This window comes from Ruegeria sp. BG9 (genome assembly GCF_056538305.1).
The window spans coordinates 79,817-102,535 of sequence record NZ_JBQFSY010000013.1 but is presented as its reverse complement, the minus strand read 5'-3'; the positions used below and the strand labels follow the sequence as shown (position 1 = coordinate 102,535).

The window sequence follows — 22,719 nt, the reverse complement described above, 5'->3', positions numbered from 1 at the left end:
CACTTGGCAACAAGTTATGGTGCTTTTGCCAAAATTGAGTTCACTCTTACCAGTCAATGCACAGCGTTTAAGCGCCTCATATGCCATGCAAGGCATTGATTACTCGACAAAACAGGTTTTCCGATCCGCTCTTGGATTTTCGGTATCGCGTCGAGAGTTCGCAGGTTGGTACAACTCAGGAACACCGCTTCGACGGCCGGATCTACTCCCAGTTTGGAGGCAGCCTCGACCACGGATTCCGTCGATATCCGCGCCACCTTGGCCTCTTCTGCCTGCCCGAAACTTGCAAACACGTCCATGCTTATGCCATTGGCCTGAAACGCAGTACGCAGCGGTACGTTGACCTCTTCGATGTAAGGCGACAGCAGGGCAAATTTCGAAACACCGAGGTCGACGGCGCAGGCAATCGCCGCGCGCAGAGGATTCGTGACTTCACGGGTATTGCATGTCTGTTTAACCAGCTCTGCCACGCGCTCTGACCCGATCACCGAACTGGCCGAGGTACAGCCATAACCCACAACATTGTAGGGTCGCGCATTGGGAAGTAATTCCGCCGCCGCAGGCAGCGCCTTCTCCATCTCGGCAAGGCTTTCGGTCGTAACCTCAATACCGCTGGGAATGCGCGTGACGTGAAGGGGGTATTTACGGTCCGCGAAGTATGCGCCGAACTCAGGCTCTAGCGTCTCATCGACCTGCAAAACGATCAGCCCAAGCGGCGAGGCGTTTGGATCGTCTTCGTCCAGAGTGTAAGGGACATGGGTCATAGCTGCATCATCTCCGGCCCGATCCTCGGGCTGATAAACCGTGGGGTACTGTCAGTGATGACTATGTTTTCCTCATGCACCAGAATTTTGTCCCCAACGGCGATGCCCGGTTCCAGTGTCAAAACCATGCCCGGCTCCAGAACGGTGTTGTCCGACGGGATCAGGGACGGCCATTCGGTGAGGGACATTCCCAAACCATGGCCCAGGCGACCCGCATCCGTACCCTCTGCATCCGCCGTGAGAACCGCGTTAATGGCATGAAACAAATCCGCTGCGGTTGCGCCCGGACGAGCGATTTCGAACGCAGCATCCGATGCCTCGATTAACCTAGCATGGGCGTTTGCCACATCAGGCCGAGGCGGGCCGATTGACCAGTTTCTGTCGAAGTCGCAGAAATACCCGTCCCAAACCAATCCGGTGTCCAACATCAACACATCACCAAGCGCCAGCGGTACGCCAGAGGCTGGTGAAATCACATCCGCGTAGCCGCCCTGCTCTGCCCCGCCGGCAAGATAAGGCACCCAATCGGCGCCCTCCTCTAGGCACAACATCTGAAAGCGGCGGAACACCTCATCCAATGGCATCCCCTCCCCCGCGATCTCAGGGACGCGGGCAAAGGCCCGACCGGCAATGCCGCAAGCGGTTTCGATCTTGGCAATCTCGGCCTCGGACTTGACCATACGCAACTGGCGCAGGATGCCGCTGTCGCCTTTCAGCACCCTTGGTCCAAGCTGGCCGCGCAGACGTTCAAGGTCTGCCAAAGGCATGCGGAGACGCGTCTCATGCCCATCCGGCACCCCAATTCGTCCCTCTGTGGGCGTCACCTCGACCAGCGCGTCACGCAGAAGAGAAACACCGTCATCTTGTAGATCGGGCGCGCTCCAGGTGCGGATGTCATCGATCCATGTCTGCGCCATGAGGGCTGCCCCGATCGACGGGATCACCGCGATCGGCTTGTCCGCGGCTGGCACAATGAGGAACCATGGGCGGGTCGGACTTTCCCAGAACCGGGTCAGAAACCCGGTGAAATAGCGTAGATCCGTCTCGGTTGTCAGCAAAAGCGCCGACAGGCCCGCCGCATCCATCAACTTCTGCGCGCGCTTGGTACGCGCTTCAAACTCGGATGGCGCAAACCCCCTCATTCTGCGGTCTCGGAGAGGATGCACAGCACACGTGAGGCCTCAGTCATTCCCAATTCGGTCCGTGCCTGGTCATTCAGAACCGCGGCAAGCCCAGCGCCGCCCGAGGCTGTTGTCTCCAACCCCGCTGCGGCCATGGCGGGCAGTTTCTCGGATACGTCCTCATCCGAGAGCGTCAGGAACAAGTCGGCGTCGCGTGCCAATCCGTTTAGCGCGATCAACGAAGGCTCTTTACAGTCCAGACGCCCCATGATGCTATCCGGCCCATCGGCGAACACGCATGACCCCGCCTCAATACTGGCCTGCAGGGCGGGCGCGGCTTCAGGTTCGACAACGACTATTTTCGGCGCGCCACCCCAGGCTTTGCGCGCATAGGCGGCGACAGCCCCGGCCAGACCACCAACACCGGCCTGCAACATGATGTGAGTCGGAACTTCGGGGCATTGGTCGACCGCTTCGGCCGCCATTTGCAGATACCCCTCCATCAGGGTCCACGGCAGATCATAGTACCCTTCCCATGAGCTGTCCGAGAGCAAGGTCCACCCGTTTTCCTCAGCCGCGTCGCTTGCGGCTTGCATACTGTCTGCATAATCGGACCCACTGCGAACCACGTGGGCTCCTTGGCCTTTTAATCGGGCGGCAAAGCTCTCGGGCACCGTCTCGGCAATATAGACAACAGCTTTTGCGCCAAACATCCGCGCGCCCGCCGCAACGCTCATCCCGTGATTCCCGGCACTGGCGGTTACGTAGGTTGACCCTGCCAACGTGTCTGCACCCGGCGCGTCCGAGGCTTCGGCAGCGTGGCGCGCAATCACATAGGCCGCGCCGAGGGCTTTGAACGAGCCCAGATTCATACGCGCGCGCTCATCCTTGACCCAAAGATGCGCAACCGGGGCGAGGCCTGCGGCATCCACCAACGGGGTCTCCTTCGCCGCCGGGCACATGGACAACAACGCCGCAACGCGGGCCGCATCTGTCGACGGATAAGGGGCCGAGGGCGCAAGTTTGGGACCTGCCCGGTGTGTATTCGCAACGATCTTCATGTCTCTCCCCGCCTTTTTGCCTGACGTGATCCGATCGCCCCTGATCTGTCAACTCTCCTGATCGTTAACCGACCTGATCCAACAGCCAGTCATGAAACAACCCCGCCGCCGGGTTCGAGCTATTCGCGGATAGAAAATACCCCTCATTGCTGTCGATTGAGCCGTCATGCGCGCGCTCGACCAAGCCCGAATCAAGTGCGTGTTTCGCCAAAAGCTCGCTCACCAAAGCCACGCCACCCCCGTGCGCCGCCAATTGAAGCGCCATGCCAAAAGTATCCACAAAGACAGTGGGCTGGCTTTGCAACCCCTGACACTCCAACCACCGGCCCCAGCCGCCAGACGTCCCAACAGCCTCGATCAGAGGCAGATCCGATATGTCCCTCAACAGGGCCGGAGATTTGAAAGGCACAAGCCGGTCCGGCATCAGACGAACAGCGCCCTGCCCCACTTGTTTCTTCGATCCGAACCGCACCTGCACATCCGCTTGAGAAGCATTGAAATCGTCCGGCCAAATCGCGCTGAGCAGCCGCACGCGGATGTCCGGGTGCTGATGGGCAAACGCAGGCAGATGTGGGGCGATGACCCATTGCGCGATACTGACCGAGGTCGCGACCGTCAGAACGTCTCCGGACGCGTTGGTGTCGACCTGCCCGGCAGCAACGGCCAGCGCCTCAAGCGCCTTACCGACCTCGGGCAGCAGCTTTCTCCCCGCGTCCGTCAGCGCCAGACTGCGCGGATGGCGCACGAAAAGGGATGCGCCCAACCGCAATTCAAGCGATTTCACCTGCTGGCTGACGGCGGATTGCGTCAGACCGATTTCCTCGGCCGCTGCTGTAAAGCTAAGCGTGCGGGCGGCGGCCTCAAAGGATCGGAACCAGGTCAGAGGGGGAAGCGATTTTGCCATAGGCCAAGCCAGTCATTAGTCTTGTTAATGTCAAAGCACATAATTCTATCATTTGTCAAAAACCAGCCCCGTTTCTAACGTCGGCCCGCGCGACAGGAGAAGTTTTATGCAGCCGGAAATACGCAAAATCGTAACCTATGACGAAGAGGTTTTGGTCGAGGGTTTTCGCCCCGCAAAGACCCCATGGCGCATGTTCGCAGTGGCCGCCGTGGTCACCAACCCGTGGGCCGGGCGATATGTCGAAGACCTGAAGCCCGAGATTCAGGCCTATGGTCCCGTTCTGGGTGAGATGATGACCAAGCGCATGATCGCGCTGGCTGGCAGCGGCGATGCGATCGAGGCCTATGGCAAGGCCGCAGTGGTTGGTCTGAATGGCGAGGTCGAGCATGCCTCGGGCCTCATTCACACTCTGCGCTTTGGCAACCACTACCGGCAGGCCGTCGACGCAAAGTCATATCTCGCCTTTACCAACACCCGAGGGCCCGCGAACGCTCCGATCATGGTGCCGCTGATGGACAAGAACGACGCCGGGCGGCGCTCGCACTATCTGACCATCCAGTTTGCGATCCCCGATGCGCCACGCGACGACGAGATCGTTGTTGCGCTTGGCGCGGCAACCTCGGGCCGGCCGCATCACCGTATCGGCGACCGGTATCAGGACCTCAAGGATTTGGGCCATGACGTGGACAACCCGGCCGCGGTCTGAGATCGGCGGCCTCGCAGCAATCCAGACCGGCGCGGGACCGAATGTCCTGTTGCTGCATGGTGTCGGTTTGCGCGCCGAGGCCTGGGGCGCCCAATTAGACGCGCTGGCATCAGCAGCGCGTCTGACCGCACCGGACATGCCTGGTCACGGCGAAAGCCCATTGGGCGACCCACGCGAGGATATTTCAGAATATACCGAGGCCGCGTTGCGCGTTCTGGATCGGCTGGACGGGCCAACACTCGTCGTCGGTCATTCCATGGGCGCAATGATTACGCTTGATCTGGCGACCAAAGCACCTCAGCGGATCGCTGGTATAGTTGCACTGAACGCGATTTTCGAACGTGACGCTGAGGCTACACGGGCCATACAAACCCGCGCCGCCGCGCTTGATGGTCTGACACCGTCCGACCCGACGAGGACCCTCTTCCGTTGGTTCGGCGACACAGAATCGCCCGAGCGTACAGCCTGTCAAAACTGGCTGACGGCAACGAACCCAGCTGGCTACAAACAGGCTTATACCGTCTTTTCCAACAGCAAAAACCCGCGCCGTGACGCTCTGAAAAAGCTCCTCTGCCCAGCGCTGTTTATGACCGGTGAGCTTGAGCCCAACTCGACCCCCGCCATGTCACGCGCCATGGCGGAGCTTGTTCCAAACGGGCAGGCGCAGATCGTCAAGAGTGCCGCGCATATGATGCCGATGACCCATGCCGCGGAGGTTAACGCAGCCCTATCAATCTTTCTGACTGAGGTGCAACAATGACCAGTCTCGACCCTCGCGACCTGCGGCGCGCCTTTGGCAGCTTCATGACCGGCGTCACAGTTGTGACGGCGCGCGACGCCTCGGGCACGCCGTTGGGGTTCACTGCCAACTCCTTCTCATCCGTGTCTCTGGACCCGCCGCTTTTGCTGGTTTGTCCGGGCAAGAACCTGTCCTCCTACGATGCCTTCGCAAGCTGCGCGCATTTCGCAGTGAACATTCTGGCTGAGGGGCAAGAGGACGTCTCAAACACCTTCGCCGGGTTCACAGGCGATCGGTTTGCCAAAACCGCGCATCAACTGAACGCCCATGGCGTTCCTCTTCTGGATGGCGCAGTTGCGACGTTTTCATGCCGGACGCATCAAACCATCGAAGCCGGAGATCACTGTATTCTGATCGGAGAGGTTGAGGCGTATTCCTATACCGAAACCCGAGGGCTCGGATATGCCAACGGGCAGTATTTCAGCCTTGGTCTGGAACGCGGCGCATTGGAGGCCACGGGTCGATCCGTGGTTTGCGGCGCGATCATCGAATGCGACGGAAAGGTGCTGCTGGAAAAAACCGAATCCGGATACCGCCCGCCGCAGATCAGCTTGTCGGATCATCAAGCCCTGCGCGAAAGCCTACAGCAAGACTTGGTGACGCGCGGGATCACAGCGCAGTTGGGTGCGGTTTATTCTGTCTATGACGATGCCACAACCCACCATGTCTATACGCTCGCGTCGGCACCGGCTTTGCCGCTCAACAGCACCCTTGAAGCGGTTGCCATCGAAAACCTTGCAAACCTGACATTCGCAACCCCGGCCATCGCCACCATGATGTCCCGCTTTGCGTTCGAAAGCCTGACCCGCGACTTTTCCCTCTATCTCGGCGATGCACAGCGGGGCGAAATACATACTCTCTCGGAAAGGACTGAATGATGGAGTTTTCCCTCTTTGCTCATATGGAGCGGCTCAACCCCGAACAGCCTCATGAGAAACTGTATGAAGAGTTCATTGAGCTCTGCAAAATGGCCGATGATGCCGGTATGCGCGCGGTGTGGACGGGCGAGCATCACGGGATGGATTTCACCATCGCGCCCAATCCATTGATGTCCCTGGTCGATATCGCGCATCACACCAAAAACATCCGCCTTGGCACCGGCACGGTTATCGCGCCCTTCTGGCACCCGATCAAACTGGCCGGCGAGACGGCCGCAGCCGACCTGATGACTGGGGGACGCATCGAACTGGGTATCGCGCGCGGAGCGTATTCCTATGAATATGAGCGATTGATCCCCGGCATGGATGCCTGGGACGCGGGCCAGCGCATGCGGGAAATCGCCCCCCTGTTGCCCAAATTGTGGGAAGGCGATTGCGCCCATGAGGGGGAGTATTTCCAATTCCCCGCCACCACCTCTGCGCCGAAACCCGTTCAGGACGGAGGGCCACCGATCTGGATCGCGGCCCGCGACCCGAACAGCCATGAATTCGGTGTCCAGAATGGTTTCAACATTCAGGTCACACCGCTCTGGCAAGGTAACGCAGAGATTGAGAGCTTGATGGGCCGCTTCAATGACGCCTGCGCCAACTATGACGGGCCGCGCCCCAAGATCATGCTGCTTCACCACACCTATGTCGGACAGGACGCCGCCGATGTGGATCAGGCAACGCAAGAGCTTTCGCGCTTTTACAACTATTTCGGCGCTTGGTTCCAGAACAAGCGACCCGTACATCAGGGGCTGATCCAAACCCTGACGGATGAGGAAATGGCCGCCAACGCCATGATGGCCCCCGAGAACATGGGTCGCGATCTGACAGTTGGCACGGCTGAGCAGGTCACGGATCGCCTGAAGCACTATGAAGACCTTGGTTATGATGAATACTCGTTCTGGATCGACAGCGGCATGAGCTTTGAGCGCAAGCGCGCTTCGCTGGCCCGGTTCATCGACGACGTCATGCCAAAGTTTCAGTGAGGACCCGTGATGCAACAGAACCCACACTATCAGCTTTTCATCGACGGAACCTGGACCGAGGGCGCCAACGGGCAGGTCATGACCTCGCAAAACCCCGCCACCGGCGAAGCGTGGTCTAGTTTCGCCTGCGCCGCGCCCGAGGACGTGGATCGTGCCATCTCGGCGGCGCGTCGATCCCTGAATGACCCGGCTTGGCGGGATCTGACGCAAACCGCGCGCGGCAAACTGTTGTTCCGGCTTGCCGAGCTGATTGAACAAAATGCCGAGCGCCACGGCGAGATTGAGACAAAAGACAGCGGAAAACTCCTTGCCGAAACGGCAAGCCAGACGGCCTATGTCGGCGACTACTATCGTTACTATGCTGGTTTGGCCGACAAGATCGAAGGTGCGGTGCTTCCGATCGACAAACCCAACCTGCATGTCTTTACTCGCCGCGAACCGATTGGTGTCGTCGTCGCAATTGTGCCCTGGAACGCGCAGATGTTCCTGACGGCAACCAAGCTGGGACCAGCCCTTGCCGCCGGATGTTCGGTGGTGCTGAAGGCCTCTGAGATTGCGCCCGCTCCGATGCTGGAATTCGCGCGTCTGGTCGAGGAGGCGGGCTTCCCGCCCGGCGTCGTCTCGGTCATCACGGGCGATGCAGAAAACTGCGCCATCCCCCTGACTCGACACCCCGACGTGGATCGCATCGCCTTTACTGGCGGCCCGGAAACCGCGCGCCATGTGGTTCGCAACTCGGCCGAAAACTTCGCCGTAACCACGCTGGAGCTTGGGGGAAAATCCCCGATTTTGGTATTTGACGATGCCAATCTGGACGGGGCCGCAAATGGCCTGATCGCAGGCAATTTCGGAGCCTCTGGGCAAAGCTGCGTCGCGGGCTCACGTGGTTTGATACATCGCCCAATTCTGGAGGCCTTGGCAGCCAGGATCGAAGAGAAGATGAAAAACGTCATCGTAGGCGACCCGTTGAACGCCGCAACCCATATCGGGCCGCTTTGCACCAATGCGCAGATCGCCAATATCAAGACGGTACTGGCAAAATCCTCCGATCAGGGCGCGCGCATCCGGTTTGGGGGCGCGCCCCTCGACCGGCCCGGAAACTTCATGGCGCCCACTCTGGTCGAATGTGCGTCACCCGAGACCGAGACCCTGAAAGTCGAGATGTTCGGGCCCGTCATGTCCCTGTTGCCCTTCGACACCGAGGAAGAAGCAATCGCTCTGGCCAACGAAACCCCGTTCGGGTTGGGATCGGGCGTGTTCACCGAAAATGTCGCCCGCGCGCACCGGGTGTCGTCCCGATTGAAGGCCGGTATTTGTTGGATCAACACCTATCGAGCGGTGTCGCCCATCGCGCCGTTTGGCGGCTACAACCAATCTGGCTATGGCCGCGAAGCGGGGATCGAGGCCATTCAGGACTACACACGCACCAAGACCGTATGGCTGAACACCTCTGATCAACCCATGTCGAACCCGTTCGTGATGCGCTGAGCGTGGCGATAGATTTCGCCCTCTTCTCCACAACCCTATGGCCCTTCTGAAAATTATCCCACACTATGGCGCAAGAATAGCGGTTGGAGACTGAAGAATGAGCGCACATGGATATGAAGGCGGTCGGTTAAACTTGCCCTTTGTCGGGATCTCGACCTTTGGCAAATATCCCTATGTCAGCGACTGGGATGCGATCGACGCTGATGTCGCGATCCTTGGCGCTCCGTTTGATTTTGGCACTCAGTTCCGGCCCGGCGCGCGGTTCGGGCCACGCGCCATCCGCGAAGCCTCGACCCTGTTTTCCTTCGGGCATGGCGGCGCATACGACCATGAGGATGACATCACCTACCTGCCTGCGGAAGCCACCCGGATCGTGGATTTAGGCGATGCGGATATCGTGCATACCAGCACCGAAAAAAGTCATCAGAACATAAAATTCGGCGTCAAAAAATGCCTTGAGGCCGGGGCCTTGCCCGTGGTTCTGGGCGGAGATCATTCGGTCAACATCCCCTGCATAGATGCCTTTGCTGCCGATTGCGAAAAGAGCGGCCCCATTCACATTGTTCAGATCGACGCGCATCTGGATTTCGTGGATGAACGGCACGGGGTTCGGTTCGGGCATGGAAACCCAATGCGGCGTGCGGCGGAAAAACCCTATGTCTCGGGCCTGACACAGATCGGCATCCGCAACGTCTCGTCGACCGCAAAAGAGGGCTATGAGGACGCCCGTCGTATGGGGTCAGACATCCTGTCCGTCCGGCAATTGCGCAAACTGGGGAACGCGGCCGTTCTGGACCGGATCCCGGAAGGCGCCAGATACTATGTCACCATAGACATCGACGGTTTCGATCCCTCCATCGCGCCCGGGACCGGCACACCCAGCCACGGTGGTTTCCTGTATTATGAAGTGCTGGAACTGCTCGACGGTCTGACCCAGCGCGGTGATGTGGTGGGGTTGGATCTGGTCGAAGTGGCCCCGGACTATGATCACACGGGCAGCACCGCCATTCTGGCGGCACAGATCCTCATGAACACGATTGGGCGTATTCTGCACCACAAAGGATCGCCCAGCGCGGGGTAAGAGCAGGTTTTCGGACTAAAGCTCGGTCTTTCAGACCGACTTCTGCTGCATATGCGGAGAGGTTCCGAAATACCGGCGGAAGCATTTGGAGAAGTAGCTGGCTGAGCCAAAGCCGCAAGCGATGGCCACATCCAGCACCCGCATATCGGTTTGCTGCAACAAGGTGCGCGCACGCTCGAGCCTCAGGCGCGTCATATAATTCTTTGGGCTTGTGCCAACGTACCGTTGAAACAGGCGCTCAAGCTGTCGGGTCGAAAGGCCCGCGCTTTCGGCCACGACACTGGGCGACAGCGGGTTTTCAAGGTTTTCGCGCATGATCATGATGGCGGTCGCCAGCTTCTCATGACGGCGGCCAAAGCGGAATAGATCCGTCTGCGTCTGCCTGCCGTCCTTTGGACGCACCGACGCATAAAGCAATTGATCCGCCACGCGGGAGGCAACAGTCTGACCACAGGCCTGACCGATCAGCGATGAGAACAGATCGAGCGTGGTGACACCTCCGCCGCAGGTCGCAATCGGGCCTTCATCTACAAAGACCGAGCAGTTGGATTCCACAGTGGGGAACAGCTCAACCATCACGGGTTGCTGTTTCCAATGTGCGCTCAGGCTCTGGCCGCTGGCCACTCCGGCCATAGCCAGAATACCGGACCCACCCCCGATGCCGCAAAGCTGAACGCCGAACCGACGCCCCTGCCGCAACCAGGATTTCAACTCGTTCGAGATCGACCGATCCACGGTCATCGGCCCACAAATGACAATACAATCGCCCCGGCGGGTCTTGATCAAACCGCCATCAACAGCAACCGTCATCCCCGAGGATGAGGTCACCGCCTCGCCGGTTTCGCTGACGATATTCCATTCGAAAATTGCCTGCTCGGAGGCGGCATTCGCCGCCCCCAATGAGTCGATCCCGGCCCCAAGGTCCAAAGCAGAGAACCCCGACGTCAGCAGGAAAATGAAGCGGTTCAGCTCATTCACCCGTGTGCTTGCATCTGCAAAATTGATCTCAGGACGACCCATTCCAGCTTTCCTTTCTTACGCCCGCATATTGGCGCCATTGGCGTCATAGGCGGGTGTGCCCAGAACTTCGGCGTCATAGAACGCGCCAAGAATTTCCACCTGCAGCTTGGTTCCCGGCGCAGCGCTCTCGGTTGCGACGTAGCCCATCGCCATCGACTTGCCGACGCGGTGGCCGTAGCCGCCGGACGAGACATAACCGACCGCTTCGCCATCTTTCAGGATCGCTTCGTCATTCGAGACGTCGATGCCGTCCACGTCGATGGTCATGGTGACCAGCTTGCGGGCAACGCCGTCTTCCTTGAACTTCAGCGTCGCATCCTTGCCGACAAAGTCCTTATTCCAGTTGATGAAGACGTCCATGCCGGATTCGACCGCGTTGAAGTCGGGGCGGAAATCGGTGGTCCAGACGCCCCAGCCTTTTTCAAGGCGCAGCGACATCAGCGCACGCGCGCCGTACCAGCGATAGCCCAGATCGGCACCGGCCTCTTCGATCGCCTCGGCCAGACGCAGCAGGTACATCGGCTTGCAGTAGATCTCAAAGCCCAGCTCGCCCGAGAACGAGATACGGTTCAGGATCACCGGCACGCCGCCCACAAAGGTCTGACGCAGGTCGCGGAACTTCAGCGCCTCGGCGCTGACGTCGTCGCGGGTGATACGGGCCAGCAGCTCGCGCGATTTGGGGCCAGACAGAGCGATCCCGTGCCAGTCGTCCGAGACATTCGCATAGCTCACATCCGCAGGCAGGTCCTTTTCGAACCAACGGCAGTGTGCGTCCTGCATCGTGCCCGAACCGAACAGCATGAAGTGATCGTCACCCAGGCATGCCACGGTCAGGTCTCCGTACAGGCGGCCCTTTTCGGTCAGCATCGGGGTCAGCGCCAGACGGCCCGGTTTCGGGACGTAACCAGCCAGAGTGCGGTTCAGATATTCACGCGCGCCAGCGCCCTTGAACTCGTGCTTGGCGAAGTTGGCGATTTCGATACCGCCGACGGCCTCTTGCACGGCTTTGACTTCGCGCGCGACATAGTCGTGGCTGCGGTTCCGCTCGAAAGTCGGCGTTTCATGCGCGTCTTCGGCGTTGTTGGCAAACCACAAGGCGTTTTCCAGACCAAAACCTTGACCCATCACGGCGCCTTTTTCGACTAGACGGTCATAGAGCGCAGTGGTTTTCTGCATCCGGCCCTTGGGCAGCGTTTCGTTCGGGAAGGTCATCACGAAGCGGCGCTCATAGTTTTCCGAGGACTTGATGGTGCCCCAGTCCGGCGTTGCGAACTCGCCAAAGCGGGCCACGTCCATTGCCCAGACGTCGATCGAAGGCTCGCCGTCGATCATCCACTCGGCCATGGTCAGGCCAACACCGCCGCCCTGACAGAAGCCTGCCATGACGCCCACAGCGACCCAGTAGTTCTTCATGCCCGGAACCGGGCCGATCATCGGGTTGCCATCGGGGCCAAACGTGAACGGGCCGTTGATCGTGTCCTTGATACCGGATTCGCCAATGGCGGGGATACGTTCGAACGACATTTCCAGACGGTCGGCAATCCGGTCCAGATCGGGTTGCAGCAGCTCGTGGCCGAAATCCCATGGCGTGCCATCGACCTTCCATGGGGTCGATTTCGGCTCGTAAGTGCCCAGAAGCATGCCGTGGCGTTCCTGACGGAAATAGATGTTGGCCTCATAGTCGATGCCTGCGGGCAGACGACCGGCTTCGCCCATGCTCTCCATCCGGTCTTTGATCATCGGGATCGCGTCGGTGATCAGATAGTGGTGCTCCATCGGCTGTACGGGCAGGTGGATGCCCGACATATGGCCCACTTCGCGCGCCCAGAGGCCGCCGCAGTTCACAACCTGCTCGGCGTTTATGACGCCTTTAGGGGTGTTCAGATCCCAGCTGCCATCGGGGCGCTGGCTCATCGAGGTCACGCCGCAATGGGTGAAGTATTGCGCGCCGTGGTGACGGGCGGATTTGGCGAAGGCGTAAGTTGCGCCCGAGGGATCGACATCGCCATCCTGCTCGTCCCAGAGGGCGGCGTGATAGTGTTTGGGGTCGATCAGCGGGTGACGCTCGGCCAGTTCCTGCGGGCTGATGAATTCCTGATGCAGGCCCATGTAGCGCGCTTTCGAGCGTTCACGCTTGAGGTAGTCGTACCACTCCTTGGTTGACGCCGCGTAGAAACCGCCGGTGATGTGCATTCCGACTGAGTGGCCCGAGGTTTCCTCGATCTCTTTATAGAGATCAATGGTATAGCTCTGCAGGCGCGAAATGTTGGGGTCCGAGCTGATCGTGTGGATTTGACCCGCCGCGTGCCAGCTGGAGCCGGACGTCAACTCGTCGCGCTCCAGCAGGACAACGTCTTTCCAGCCGAACTTGGCCAAGTGAAAGAGGATCGAACAGCCGACGACGCCGCCGCCAATGACAACGACCTTGGCGTGGGAGGGCAGCTTTTTGCCAGACGTGGTTTCGTCTTTTTGAATCTCAGGCATGGGTATTTCCTGTGTCGTTTCTTGTGGTCATGGGGGAAGGGGGCTGTCTGCCCCCTCTTGAGCCTGCTGCTCAATTCACCCCCGAGGATATTTCTGGCCAGATGAAGGGATCGCCTTCGTCAATACCAGGCGTCCGGAATTTCTTCTTTGCGTTTGGCAACATAAGCGGCCAGTTCTTCTTTCTTGGCCTCGTCCATTGTGGGGGGCTGGTATTCGTTCAGCATCTGGTTCCAGCGCTCATAGGCGCGGCGGCGCATGTCCTTGGAACCGCCCTCTTCCCAGCTTTCGACGTTTTCGCTGTCGCTCAGCTTGGGTTCGTAGAATGCAGTCTGGTAATTGCGCATGGTGTGGGCGCAGCCCAGGAAGTGACCGCCTGCGTCGACCTCATCATAGGCGTCGCGGGCGAAGGCGTCGTCGCTGGTGTCTAACCCTTGGCTGAGGACCTTTTGGTATGAGCCAAGACGGTCCGCATCCATGATCAGCTTTTCAAAACCAGTACACAGGCCGCCTTCGAGCCAACCGGCCGAGTGTAGAATGAAGTTTGCACCGGCCAGCATGGTCGAATGCATCGAATCCGCCGATTCATAGGCGGCCTGCGCGTCCTCGATCTTGGAAGCCGTCAGAGAGCCGCCGCAACGCAGCGGCAGACCAGCACGGCGGGCCAGTTGGCCGATGGCGTAGTTCGAGATCACTGGTTCGGGCATACCAAAGGTCGGTGCGCCGGATTTCAGCGACATGGACGACAGGAAGTTGCCCAGGACAAAAGGCGCTCCAGGGCGCAGCAGTTGGACGTAGGCGCAGACCATCATCGCCTCGGCCATGGCCTGTGCAACACTTGCGGCAGTGCTGACCGGACCCATTGCGCCGGACAAGATGAACGGAACCACGATCATGCCTTGTCCGCGCGTCGAATATACCCGTGCCGCTTCGGTAACAACGCGGTCAACCAGCAATGGAGAATTCGTGTTCACGTTGCCCATGATGACGCAATTGTCTTCCATGAAATCCGCGCCGAAGATGATCTCGGCCATGTCGACGCTGTCTTGTGCGCGGCTCATCTCAGTGATGGCACCCAGATGCGGCTTATCGCTAAGGGTCATATGCGCAAACATCATATCGAGGTGACGCTTGCTGACCGGCACGTCGCAGGGTTCGCAGGTCACGAAACCGCCATGGTGGAGGTTCGGATGCAGGTAGGTCAATTTCACCAGCTTTTCGAATGACTCGATATCGCCGTAGCGGCGACCGCCTTCCAGATCACGAACGAAAGGTGCGCCGTAGACGGGCGCGAAAACCTGATTGCCGTCACCGATGACCACTGAGCGCTCAGGGTTGCGCGCCACCTGAGTGAAGCTTTTGGGCGCCTTGGCACACAGGCTGCGAATCCATTGCGCGTCGGCCCGTACGATATCGCCTTCGACCCGCGCCCCTTCGCGGCGCCACAGTTCCAGCGCTTCGGGGTCGTCGCGGAAGGCGATTCCCACGTCCTGGAAAATCCAGTCGACCTGAGCCTCAAGGCGGACTAGGTCCTCCTCGTTCAGAGGGTCAAAATACGCCAACTTTCGTTGGATATAAGGGGAAGCCGGGACAGAGCCGGCCTCGGAACCGCGGGAACGGGATTGACGTGCGCGCCGAGCCATTTAAAACACTCCATTTTTTGGGTGCATATTAACTGTCAAGAAAACGCATGTGACGCTTGAAAATTTGAATGCTTAGCATAAACACAGATTATGCAAGAACTCTGGAAACAGCTTGGCTCCCCCCGCAATCTGGTCGTATTCGAGGCTGCCGCCCGCCTTCAGTCCTTTACCCGCGCCGCGCAGGAGCTGAACGTGCAGCAACCCGCCGTCAGCGTTGCCATCCGTAGGCTGGAAGAAGGCCTGGGAACGCCTCTGTTCACGCGCGGTCACCGTCAAGTCGTCCTGACCGGAGCGGGCGAGCGGCTGCTGGCGGATGTTTCAAGGGCATTCGAGCAATTGGCCCTATCGGTTGAGTCCATTCGACAGACCAAACAGGCGGGTTATGTCACCCTCAGCGCATCGACGGCCTTCAACAACTATTGGATCATGCCGCGACTGGCCGATCTGCAAAGCCAGCATCCGAAGATCGACTTGCGCCTGCAATCCAGTGACCGGGAACCGGATATTGACGCGGAAAACATCAGCCTTGCAGTGCGTCTGGGGGATGGAAACTGGGCGGATTGCGAAAGCGCTCTGATCGCGCCTGAGGCGATCTATCCCGTCGCCTCACCCCGCGTCATGGCCGCCGCAGTTGATCTGCGAAGCCTGCCGAATCTCCTGTCTCAACGCCTCATTCACCTGGAGGAACCCATTCGTCAGCGTCCGAGTTGGAGCGATTGGTTCGCCAATTTCTCGGTCCGGACGGCGGTCCCGAACACGGGGCTGCGGCTGAATGACTATGCGCTTGTCCTGCAGGCGGCGATGGCTGGTGAGGGGTTTGCCTTCGGATGGAAGCACCTGACGGACCGTCTGGTCGAGCAGGGTCTGCTGGCTGCCAGATCCGATTGGCAATGGACAACGGGCAAAGGGTTTTATCTGGTCTGGTCCAGAAAGACCCCTCTGTCCGATGATGCGCGCAAGGTGAGGGATTGGATTTTGCGCACTCTGGACGAAGCCGCCTGAGTGCGGCAAGCCATTTAGAGGCGCGCGCTCGCAACGCACATGCGTCAGGGCTCGCAACTAGCGGACTCTCACTTCGGTTTAAGGCAAAACCAAAACAATTGGACCTGACGTCAAGGGCGAGTTTTTCACAAAATGAACGAATTTCTGTCTTGAAGAAGCAAGGGTTTACGCGTCTACGGAAGGAAAACAGGTTACAGGTTGAAACGAGACTTGAATGCCAGATTTCAGCATCGTCGGTGGCGCATCCACCACATTTATCGACACAACCCCCGGCGGGGGGTTTGTCATCGACTTCAGACTGCTCGACAACAGTTTCAGCGCGCAGATCAACGGTGTTGATCTTTTTGTCGGCGGCCCTGCCGGAGCACCCAATGAGCTGCAATTCCAGATTAGCGGGACCTCAGGTCAAACCGTGCGATTTGCCGATGGTGATCGATACGAGGTGAATACGCCCGCCGTATGGCAGCTTCAAAACTCGGACACTGATCCTGTTGTCCGGCTCGAGGTGAACCCGGACGGGACCATTGCCCTGTTCGGTGTGAAGTCCGACGATGGCGCGCTTGTTCCGCTGGAATTGTTCAACGGCCTAACCGTCAACACCGACGCAATCGCCGCCGCCTGGAACGAGGATGGTGACAACACCATCGAAATCGATCAGGTCGTGACCGGCCCGACCAATGCGAGCGGTGAATTCGAGGATGTACCCTGTTTTGCATCAGGAACACTGATCGAAACATCCGAGGGGTTTATCCGGGTCGAGGACCTGAAGGTCGGTGATCAGGTCCTGACATATGACAATGGGCTGCGGCCGGTTTGCTGGATTGGCTCTCGTTACCTGAGCCAAAACCAACTTGAGGACAAGCCGCATCTCAAACCCATTGTGATCAGGGCGAATGCGCTGGGTCCTGGCTATCCGCAGCGCGATCTGATCGTGTCACCTCAGCACCGAATATTGGTTTCCTCCACTATCGCCAAGCGGATGTTCGACTGTCAGGATGTCCTGCTGCCCGCGAAGAAACTGCTGCCGTTGAGCGGTGTAGATGTTCTGGGCGACCTGTCTGGTGGAGTTCGGTATCACCACATCCTATTCGATCAGCATGAGATCATCTGGTCCAACGGCACGCCCACGGAAAGCCTCTTTTTAGGACCCCTAGCCATGCAGTCCATCTCGCCCGAAGCGCGGCAAGAGATCAAAGAGCTGTTCCCTGAATGCGCGACGATTGATTTTCGACCGCTGACGGCAAGGTTGGTGCCTGGAAAGGGCAGGTGGATTTCGAAGCTTGTCGAGCGTCACCGTGGGAACCGCAAACCCCTGTTCGACGGTCAGGCTGCTCATAACTGAGCAGGGAACCATGCGCTTGGCCCAGGCCCGGGTTGCTGGCAGAAAAGGGTTGCTATCACCCCCATCATCAAGCAAGCCTGCAGACGCCGAGCATCCAATTTCGTTGAATGCAGTCGATAACAGACCCTTTAATTTGGGTAGATATGAGCCAAGTGACAGTTTCGCCGAACCCCAAAATGAAACACGCCACGCCCGCCCAAGACGAAATCGGCGGGTCCTTGTGAACAGCGGAAATCCGGTGCAGGTCCTCAACATTCCGACCGCAGGCGGGAACCCCTATCAGCGCAATCTGATGTATCGCTGTGCGGCTGACGGGGTCGCGTTTGTGGGCGGCGGCAAAGGCGCTATGTTAAGTTTGGATGCAGCCGAACACCCTGTCACCCATCTGCATTGGGATGACCGGATATTTGGCCGTGAGGCCGATGCGGAGAAGAACGCGGATCTTTTGCGCAAGGCGGAACAGTCGATTGACAGCTACCGCGCGCAGGGCGGTCGGTTGGTCTGGACCATTCACAACGCCCGCCCGCATAAGGTGATCAGCCTTGACGGCTTTCTCGAGGCCCGCCAATCGCTGGTCAAACGGGTCGACGCCATCCACGTGCACGCCCCCCATGCCCGCGATCACATGATCTCGGAATACGGGGCCGACCCGAGCCGCATTCATGTGATTTCCCATCCAAGCTACCTCGGGTCATATGAGCCGCAAGAGATCACACTGGCGCGTCCTATGCCGGATCGCAGCCCAACCACGTTCTTGTTCTTCGGCATGTTTCGGGGTGAAAAAGGGGCCGAGCGCATCCGGGACGCCGCCGCCAAGCTGACAAAGCGGGACTATGACTATAGTCTGAACATGTACGGCAAGGCTTTCGGCAGCCAAAGACGGTTGCTGAGGCGCCTCGGTTGGAACCGGAACATATCGCTCAGAACCGACCGTATCCCGGATGAGGAGATCCCAGAGATCTTCTCGAACGCGCATTTCTTTCTGGCTCCCTATTCCGAGCTGTTCAGCTCGGGAACTGTTTCACTGGCCTTAAGTTTTGGGCTGCCGATCATCGGTCCTGCCTTGCGCGAAATGAAAGAAATCACACCGCCGGAATTGCATGAAACAACACTCTATGACCCAAGCTTGCCCCGAGGGTTGATCCGCGCCATGATCCGGTCGCTGCAGATGGAAACCGCCGAGTATCAGAGGCTGCGACAGGCCTGTTCGAACCATGCGCAGACACACGCGCCCGAGGTGATAAGCCCCAAGCTGATGAACATCCTTCTTGACCACCAACCAGACCGGCCCGCGACATGACACGTTCAACCCCTCGCCTGTTCCTTCGTCACCTGCGTGAACTGGGGGTAGACCTAGCGCCAAAAGAGCCGGGCGCCGAAATCCGACCGCGCAAGTTGTTTCGCGCCTTGTCGCGCCGTGGGTTTGAAATCGAACAGACCAAACCAACCGCCGCAGTTTTGCGGGGCTTCGGGTTTCAGCCTGAATCCGTCATCGATATTGGCGTAGATCAGGGCACCCCGATGATCTACGACGCCTTTCCGCAAGCAAAGTTCCTGCTTGTGGACCCGTTGATCGAATCCCAGCAAAGGGTCCAAAAATACGAAGGCAAACTGGACTTCCAGTTCGAATGCTGCGCCCTAGGTCCCGAAGACGGCAACATCACGGTCAACATCCCCTCAACGGCCACGAAAACTCGCACAAGCCGAGCAACGGCCATGGAGTTCGAAGGGCGGAACAAAGCCCAGTTCGCATCGTTTGAAACGCGCGAGGTTCCAATGCGCAAGCTGGACAGTCTGACGGCGGACCTGCAGGGCCCGATCGGCATAAAGATTGATACCGAAGGGTTCGAGTTGGAGGTCATGAAAGGCGCAACCGAAACCCTGAAAAGAACCGAGTTTGTGTTGGCCGAAGCGAATGTGAAACGGCGTTATGTGGGTGGATACAGGTTCTCAGAGCTGGTCTCTTTCATGGGTCAGAACGGGTTTGAAATTCTGGATTTCCCCAGACCCATTCGTCAGGAGTCTGATGACTGCGATGTTCTTTTCGCCCGCTATGACAGCGCGCGTTTTGACTTTTGATGCTTTTGAGAACCCCATTGATCCAACACTGCCGAAGGCATGGCAGGTAAATGGTGTGTCAGGACAAGCTTAAGGTTTGAAACCGGCACAACGCATCGCATGATCGGTGCGGTCTTCGCGGAAGGCTAGACAACATATACAATTCCGATTTCATGATTGTATGGTTCAACAAACCGTCCAACTCGAGCAGAGGTTAACACCCGGAGGGACCCCGTGCTGAATTTGTCGATCCCCATACCTATGATATTGGCCGTAATACTGCCTGCGGTTCTGGACCGATGCTCTGCCTCGGATACGAGTGTAGCCCTTGGCGTACTGGCACGCGACCGCGTCGCATTGACCGCGACGGCCAGCGAAATCATCGTCGATCTACCCGTTGCCGAAGGTTCGGTCGTCATGGCCGGAGACACGCTGGTTCAACTTGATCCAACATTGCAGACTGCAAAGCTGAGCCTGGCGCAGGCGGAACTGGAGAAGGCAAAAGCCACTCTTTTGAAGCTGCAGGTTGGGCCGCGCGACGAAGAGATCGCGATTGCTGAAGCCAAAGTCGCCGGAGCCACAGCGCGATTGGCCGATGCTGAAGCAATCTATGAACGCAATGCCCGCCTGGTGGAAAACTCGGTCGTGACCGAGGCGCAGGTTGCAAATGATCTGGCCTTGCGGGACTCGGCGCGGGCCGAATTGGTCGGTGCTCAGGAAACGTTGAAAGAGCTTCAAAACGGCACGCGCCCCGAAGATCTGGCCGTCGCCGAAGCCAACGTCCGTGCAGCCGAAGCGTCGGTCGATGCGGAACAGACCGTCTTGGAGGATCTGACCGTTGTCGCGACGCGCGACGGCGTCCTGGACTCGCTGCCTTGGAACCTTGGTGAACGGGTAACAACGGGCAGCCCGGTGGCGGTTCTGGTCACGGGACAGACGCCCTATGCCCGCGTCTATGTACCCGAACCGCATCGCGTGAAGCTGAAACCCGGCGATACGCTGGAGGTGAATGTCGACGGGCTGGATGCCCCGTTGGACGGCGTGGTTCGCTGGATCAGCGACGACGCGTCCTTCACGCCCTATTACGGGTTGAACCAAGATGACCGGACGCGGCTTGTCTATCTGGCCGAGATTGATCTGCCCACCGCGTCGCCGGACCTGCCTGCCGGGGTTCCAGTGCAGGTTCCCATGCCATGACAGATGTCGTTGTGTCGACACGCGGCCTGACCCGGCAGTTCGGAACAAACACCGCCGTCAACGATCTGGATCTTGAGATCCATACAGGCCAGATCTACGGGTTTCTCGGCCCCAACGGCTGCGGCAAAACCACGACCATGCGCATGCTCACAGGGCTGCTGACACCGACCAGCGGATCCATCTCGGTTCTGGGTCGATCCATGCCCGAGGCAGCAGAACCGCTGAAGAACGAGATCGGGTACATGACCCAGATCTTCTCTTACTACCGCGACCTGACCGTGCTGGAGAACCTCAGGTTCGCGGCGGAAATCTACGGTATCCCCGCAAAAGCAGCGAAAGATCGGATCGACGAGCTGCTACACACTTACGACCTGACGACCAACGTAAATCAACTCAGCGGCAGCATGAGCGGAGGGCAGCGGCAAAAGCTGGCCCTTGCGGCCACGATCCTGCACCGGCCTAAACTGCTGTTCCTGGACGAGCCGACCTCGGCCGTTGATCCCGAAACACGCCGCACATTCTGGGAGCAATTGTTCGATCTTGTCGATCAGGGTGCCACCATGATCGTTTCCACCCATTTTATGGATGAGGCCGAGCGCTGCCACCGCCTAGCCATCCTTCAGCATGGTGTCAAGAAAGCGGACGGATCACCGCGCCAGCTTATGAATGATCTTCAAGCCGACGTTGTCGAGGTCGAAGGCCCGGATCTGCGCAAGGTCAAACATGAGCTGGACGGCACGCCGAAGATACTGTCGACCGCTCAGGTCGGCTCTCGCTTGCGGGTTCTGGTGGACAAGTCCGAACCTCAGCCGGTGGACATGCTGCGCGCCCGGCTTGAGGGGTTCTCCGATTTGTCCCTGACACCTCAGAGGCCAAATCTTGAGGACGTCTTTGTCAGCGCCACGCGGGGGGAAGACCAATGATCTCGGCGCGACGGATCGCAGCCGTCCTCAGGAAAGAGCTGTTGCAGCTCCGGCGGGACAGGATGACCTTCGCCATGGTCATCATGATCCCGCTGATCCAGCTTTTATTGTTCGGATATGCGATCAACACCAATCTGCGCCACGTACCTGTGGCTGTGGTCGATCAATCCCAAACCGAGCTGTCCCGTATGTTGACGCAGATGGTTCAGGCCACTCAGGTCGTGACCGTCACGGAGCAACTGACATCCCCACAAGAGGCCGAGCGCGCGATCACGCAATCCCGCGTGCGGGCCGCGCTGATCATCCCTCCGGACGTCAGCCAGCGCCTTGCCCGCAGCCCGTCTGTTGGGCTGGGCTTGCCCAATTCGACAGATCAAACCAGCAGTCGACCCGTCGCGCATTGGATCGTCGATGGCTCGGACACGATGGTGGCAAGCGCGATCAAATCCCTGCGGACAATGCCCTTGACCGAATTGCTGAGGCTACCTGCCAACCGGCAGGTTCCGACATTTGAGGTGACGCTCTACTTCAACCCCGAACAGCGATCCGCAGTCAATATCGTGCCAGGTCTTGTGGGGGTGATCCTCACGATGACGATGATCCTGTTCACCTCGGCCGCGATCGTTCGGGAGCGCGAACGCGGCAATATGGAGATGCTGATCAACACACCGATCAAGTCGATCGAGTTGATGCTGGGCAAGATCATCCCCTACATCTTTCTGGGTCTGATCCAGGTCGCGATCATTTTGGGGCTTGGGCATCTGCTGTTTGACGTCCCCATAAACGGAGGGCTGGGCACATTGCTGGTGGTGACGCTGCTTTTCATCATCGCCAGCCTCTCGCTGGGTCTGGTGATTTCCACTCTGGCTCAGAACCAGCTTCAATCGATGCAGATGACCCTATTTATCCTGCTGCCGTCTATCCTGATGTCGGGGTTCATGTTTCCGTTCGACGGCATGCCGCAACCGGTTCAGATCATAGCACAGGTGCTGCCGGCGACGCATTTCATGGAGATGATCCGAGGCGTGGTTCTGCGCGATGCGTCTCTCTATGATCTGCGCTCGGAGATCCTGTGGATGATCGGCTTTGCCATTTTCGGATTGCTGGCAGCAACGCTGAGGTTCAAGAAGCGTCTGGGTTAGCGAACCATCTGGCGCTTGAACTGCGTGTCAGGCAAATCGCCGCCCTACCTCGGTTTGCTTTGCAAGCGCTCAGCT

General features: G+C 58.9%; 20 protein-coding genes. 13 read left to right on the top strand and 7 right to left on the bottom strand.

Annotated elements, in window-relative coordinates; genetic code table 11:
• Positions 1 to 53: 53 nt before the first annotated feature.
• The 4 genes from ACR0I8_RS20775 to ACR0I8_RS20760 form a co-directional block, all read right to left on the bottom strand.
• Positions 54 to 764, bottom strand: a complete 711-nt coding sequence (locus ACR0I8_RS20775; protein WP_170380377.1) for an aspartate racemase/maleate isomerase family protein — start codon at positions 762 to 764, stop codon at positions 54 to 56.
• Positions 761 to 1,906, bottom strand: coding sequence for a M24 family metallopeptidase (locus ACR0I8_RS20770; RefSeq protein ID WP_170692715.1), 1,146 nt, complete (start codon positions 1,904 to 1,906; stop codon positions 761 to 763). Before ACR0I8_RS20770 ends, ACR0I8_RS20775 begins: the two co-directional genes overlap by 4 nt.
• Complete coding sequence (locus tag ACR0I8_RS20765; protein ID WP_170692713.1) at positions 1,903 to 2,946, bottom strand: pyridoxal-phosphate dependent enzyme; 1,044 nt, start codon at positions 2,944 to 2,946, stop codon at positions 1,903 to 1,905. Before ACR0I8_RS20765 ends, ACR0I8_RS20770 begins: the two co-directional genes overlap by 4 nt.
• Before the next feature lie 64 nt (positions 2,947 to 3,010).
• Positions 3,011 to 3,850, bottom strand: a complete 840-nt coding sequence (locus ACR0I8_RS20760) for a LysR family transcriptional regulator (protein ID WP_170692712.1) — start codon at positions 3,848 to 3,850, stop codon at positions 3,011 to 3,013.
• A gap of 106 nt (positions 3,851 to 3,956) precedes the next feature.
• Here ACR0I8_RS20760 and ACR0I8_RS20755 point away from each other — a divergent pair, with 106 nt between their 5' ends.
• From ACR0I8_RS20755 to speB, 6 genes are all read left to right on the top strand, one after another.
• Entirely contained in the window at positions 3,957 to 4,556 is a 600-nt protein-coding gene (locus ACR0I8_RS20755) for an amino acid synthesis family protein (protein WP_170692710.1), read from the top strand.
• Positions 4,528 to 5,316: an alpha/beta fold hydrolase gene (locus ACR0I8_RS20750; protein ID WP_170692708.1), complete on the top strand. Its 789-nt coding sequence runs from the start codon at positions 4,528 to 4,530 to the stop codon at positions 5,314 to 5,316. Before ACR0I8_RS20755 ends, ACR0I8_RS20750 begins: the two co-directional genes overlap by 29 nt.
• Positions 5,313 to 6,233: a flavin reductase family protein gene (locus ACR0I8_RS20745; RefSeq protein ID WP_170692706.1), complete on the top strand. Its 921-nt coding sequence runs from the start codon at positions 5,313 to 5,315 to the stop codon at positions 6,231 to 6,233. The genes ACR0I8_RS20750 and ACR0I8_RS20745 overlap by 4 nt, the downstream gene beginning before the upstream one ends.
• A complete protein-coding gene (locus ACR0I8_RS20740) occupies positions 6,233 to 7,267 on the top strand; it encodes an LLM class flavin-dependent oxidoreductase (RefSeq protein ID WP_170692754.1) in 1,035 nt (344 codons plus the stop codon). The genes ACR0I8_RS20745 and ACR0I8_RS20740 overlap by 1 nt, the downstream gene beginning before the upstream one ends.
• 9 nt (positions 7,268 to 7,276) lie before the next feature.
• Entirely contained in the window at positions 7,277 to 8,755 is a 1,479-nt protein-coding gene (locus ACR0I8_RS20735; RefSeq protein WP_170692704.1) for an aldehyde dehydrogenase, read from the top strand.
• Between the two features lie 97 nt (positions 8,756 to 8,852).
• Positions 8,853 to 9,836, top strand: coding sequence for an agmatinase (gene speB, locus ACR0I8_RS20730; protein WP_170692702.1), 984 nt, complete (start codon positions 8,853 to 8,855; stop codon positions 9,834 to 9,836).
• Positions 9,837 to 9,866: 30 nt separating this feature from the next.
• Here speB and ACR0I8_RS20725 read toward each other — a convergent pair whose 3' ends face one another.
• The 3 genes from ACR0I8_RS20725 to ACR0I8_RS20715 all read right to left on the bottom strand — a co-directional run bounded on the left by ACR0I8_RS20725 (position 9,867) and on the right by ACR0I8_RS20715 (position 14,980).
• Positions 9,867 to 10,856: a GlxA family transcriptional regulator gene (locus ACR0I8_RS20725; RefSeq protein ID WP_170692700.1), complete on the bottom strand. Its 990-nt coding sequence runs from the start codon at positions 10,854 to 10,856 to the stop codon at positions 9,867 to 9,869.
• Positions 10,857 to 10,871: 15 nt separating this feature from the next.
• Positions 10,872 to 13,340 (bottom strand): FAD-dependent oxidoreductase, encoded by a 2,469-nt coding sequence (locus tag ACR0I8_RS20720; protein ID WP_170692698.1) that lies wholly within the window; start codon positions 13,338 to 13,340, stop codon positions 10,872 to 10,874.
• 119 nt (positions 13,341 to 13,459) lie between these two features.
• Positions 13,460 to 14,980 carry a trimethylamine methyltransferase family protein gene (locus ACR0I8_RS20715; protein ID WP_170692696.1) on the bottom strand — a complete coding sequence of 507 codons (1,521 nt, stop codon included), beginning with the start codon at positions 14,978 to 14,980 and terminating at the stop codon, positions 13,460 to 13,462.
• A gap of 90 nt (positions 14,981 to 15,070) precedes the next feature.
• Between ACR0I8_RS20715 and ACR0I8_RS20710 the strand changes: the two genes are divergently transcribed.
• The 7 genes from ACR0I8_RS20710 (at position 15,071) to ACR0I8_RS20680 (ending at position 22,644) form a co-directional block, all read left to right on the top strand.
• Positions 15,071 to 15,982 (top strand): LysR substrate-binding domain-containing protein, encoded by a 912-nt coding sequence (locus tag ACR0I8_RS20710; RefSeq protein ID WP_170692694.1) that lies wholly within the window; start codon positions 15,071 to 15,073, stop codon positions 15,980 to 15,982.
• Between the two features lie 214 nt (positions 15,983 to 16,196).
• Entirely contained in the window at positions 16,197 to 17,324 is a 1,128-nt protein-coding gene (locus ACR0I8_RS20705) for a Hint domain-containing protein (protein ID WP_170692692.1), read from the top strand.
• Positions 17,325 to 17,544: 220 nt separating this feature from the next.
• A complete protein-coding gene (locus ACR0I8_RS20700) occupies positions 17,545 to 18,624 on the top strand; it encodes a glycosyltransferase family 4 protein (RefSeq protein WP_480526190.1) in 1,080 nt (359 codons plus the stop codon).
• Positions 18,621 to 19,403: an FkbM family methyltransferase gene (locus tag ACR0I8_RS20695; protein ID WP_170692688.1), complete on the top strand. Its 783-nt coding sequence runs from the start codon at positions 18,621 to 18,623 to the stop codon at positions 19,401 to 19,403. Before ACR0I8_RS20700 ends, ACR0I8_RS20695 begins: the two co-directional genes overlap by 4 nt.
• 213 nt (positions 19,404 to 19,616) lie before the next feature.
• A complete protein-coding gene (locus ACR0I8_RS20690; protein WP_480703580.1) occupies positions 19,617 to 20,579 on the top strand; it encodes an HlyD family secretion protein in 963 nt (320 codons plus the stop codon).
• Complete coding sequence (locus tag ACR0I8_RS20685; protein ID WP_170692686.1) at positions 20,576 to 21,502, top strand: ABC transporter ATP-binding protein; 927 nt, start codon at positions 20,576 to 20,578, stop codon at positions 21,500 to 21,502. The genes ACR0I8_RS20690 and ACR0I8_RS20685 overlap by 4 nt, the downstream gene beginning before the upstream one ends.
• Complete coding sequence (locus tag ACR0I8_RS20680; RefSeq protein ID WP_170692684.1) at positions 21,499 to 22,644, top strand: ABC transporter permease; 1,146 nt, start codon at positions 21,499 to 21,501, stop codon at positions 22,642 to 22,644. The genes ACR0I8_RS20685 and ACR0I8_RS20680 overlap by 4 nt, the downstream gene beginning before the upstream one ends.
• The last annotated feature ends 75 nt before the right edge of the window (positions 22,645 to 22,719 follow it).